The organism is Streptomyces boncukensis, assembly GCF_011045075.1.
GTDB lineage: Bacteria > Actinomycetota > Actinomycetes > Streptomycetales > Streptomycetaceae > Streptomyces > Streptomyces boncukensis.
This window is the reverse complement of sequence record NZ_JAAKZZ010000862.1, coordinates 1-1,890: the sequence shown is the minus strand read 5'-3', so window position 1 is coordinate 1,890 and position 1,890 is coordinate 1. Positions and strand designations below refer to the sequence as shown.

At 74.6% G+C, this 1,890-nt stretch carries 2 protein-coding genes and 1 pseudogene; 1 reads left to right on the top strand and 2 read right to left on the bottom strand.

Going from position 1 to position 1,890, the window contains the following annotated elements:
• Nucleotides 1-244: 244 nt before the first annotated feature.
• Complete coding sequence (locus G5C65_RS36460; RefSeq protein WP_165303330.1) at nucleotides 245-691, top strand: MarR family winged helix-turn-helix transcriptional regulator; 447 nt, start codon at nucleotides 245-247, stop codon at nucleotides 689-691.
• Here the strand turns inward: G5C65_RS36460 and G5C65_RS36455 are convergent.
• A complete protein-coding gene (locus tag G5C65_RS36455; RefSeq protein ID WP_241266315.1) occupies nucleotides 672-1,328 on the bottom strand; it encodes a roadblock/LC7 domain-containing protein in 657 nt (218 codons plus the stop codon). The two genes, G5C65_RS36460 and G5C65_RS36455, sit on opposite strands and share 20 nt — an antisense overlap.
• Nucleotides 1,325-1,890: pseudogene (locus tag G5C65_RS36450) on the bottom strand (hypothetical protein); the annotation flags it as partial. The pseudogene G5C65_RS36450 and the gene G5C65_RS36455, both read right to left, overlap by 4 nt.

Genomic DNA, 1,890 nt, shown 5'->3' with positions numbered 1-1,890 from the left:
GTGGGGGGTTGGGGTCGCGCGTGAAACGCGTGGAGGTGTAGCGGACAGGAGGGACATGCCATTGAGAATGGGCATGTCATTGCGACGGTACGCGCGTAGACCGGTGGCGCGGAAGACGCCACGCCCGCTGCCGGTGGTCTATTCCTGCGAAATACTGACGGAGCTGCGGTTATCTTCACCGCTGGCAGAAACTTTCTTCGAAACAGCCGAAGTACGGGCGAGGAACAAGCGAAAGGTCGGCACGATGGACGAGTTCGGGCCCGAAGGTCTCGATCTGGAGCGGGAACTGGCGGTGTTTCTGCGCCGCGCCCGCGCCACCTCGGGGGAGATGGCCCGCGAGGTGCACCCCGACCTGGAGCCCGGCGCGTACGGCCTCCTGATGCGGCTGGAGGAGGCAGGCCCGCAGCGCGCCACCGACCTGGCGTGCTACTTCGGCGTCGGGAAGGCCACCATGAGCCGTCAGCTGCGCGCGCTGGACGGCCTGGGGCTGATCGTCCGCAGCCCCGACCCCGCCGACGGGCGCGCCTCGCTGGTCGAGCTCACCGCGGAGGGGCGGGAGCGGTTCACCCGGGTGCGCGACGCGCGCCGCTCCCGCTACGCCCGCAAGCTCGCCGCCTGGGACCGCCAGGAGATCGCCGACCTGGCCCGGCTGCTGCACCGCCTCAACGAGCTCAGCGGTTCCGAGGACTGACCCGCGCGCCGTCCGGACCGTCCTCCCGCGTCCGGGACTCGCGCAGCTCGCTGCGGAGTTCGGGCGTGAGGACGTGCCCGGCGCGGCCCACGAACAGCGCCATGTGGTAGCCGATGGCGCTCATGTCGCAGTCCGGCGCCGCGTGCACGCCGAGCAGCGAGCCGTCGCCTATGGTCATCACGAAGAGCGCGCCCTCGTCCATGGAGACCATGGTCTGCCGGACCGGACCGCCGTCCAGCACCTGCGCGGCGCCCAGCGTCAGCGACCCGACCCCGGAGACGATCGTCGCCAGGTCGGAGCTGGAGCCGCGCGGCCCCCGGCCGCCGGGGCGGCTGGCCCCCGGGACGCGTACGGGCGGCGCCGGGCGTCCCGTACCCGTACCCGTGCCCGCCTCCGCAGCCGGCGTCCGCCGCTGCGGCGGCGCGGCGGCGTCCGCACGGGCCTGCTCCGCCTGCTCCTGCTCTCGCTCCCGCTCCTGCTCCAGCTGCGGGTCCGAGGAGAGCAGGAGCAGCCCGTCGGACGAGACGACGGCGACGGAGCGGACCCCCGGCACCTCGTCCACCAGATCATCCAGCAGCCAGCGCAGATTCCGTGCCTCGGGGCTGCCGGACTTCGTACGTGCACTCGGCGCGTTCATGTGCGAGCCTCCTCGGCGGGGCCGTCACCGGCCTGGACCTGCTTGCGGTCCTCCGCCTGGTTCTCCGCGTGGTTCTCCGCCTGGTCCTTCGCGTGGTCCTTCGCCTGCTCCTCCGCTGACTCCTGCGCCCCGGCCTCGGCCGCGGCGTCCCGCAGCCCCGCCCGCGCCCCCTGCTGGAACCCGCCGAGCGTGCGCCGCAGCAGCTCCGCGCTGACATCGCTGCGCGGGCGCCGCGCGGGCGCGCCGTCCGGCGCGGGGTTCCGCGGGGTGCGCCGGGGCAGCCCCGTGGGAGTGACCTCGCCGCTGTCCGCGGGCGCGTCGCAGGACGGGGCCTCGTCGTCCGGCCCGTCCGCCTCCGCCTCCGCCTCCGCCTCCGCCTCCGTCTCCGCTTCGGTGCGGGCCGCGGACGGCGCCTGGTCCGCGGCCCGCGCGTGCTCGTCGACGGCGGTCGTGCTGAGCGGGGGCTGCCCCTTGGTGTCCGGCTCAGGCGGAGCCGAGAGCCTGGGGGAGGGGGGTCGCGCAGTTTCCGGCGCCCCTTCGGGGCGCTCCTGCGCTCGGGGGG

Bases quoted from the DNA above. Each gene is read 5' to 3' on its own strand.
- G5C65_RS36460 (WP_165303330.1), top strand. From the start codon at position 245: ATGGACGAGTTCGGGCCCGAAGGTCTCGATCTGGAGCGGGAACTGGCG.
- G5C65_RS36455 (WP_241266315.1), bottom strand. From the start codon at position 1,328: ATGAACGCGCCGAGTGCACGTACGAAGTCCGGCAGCCCCGAGGCACGG.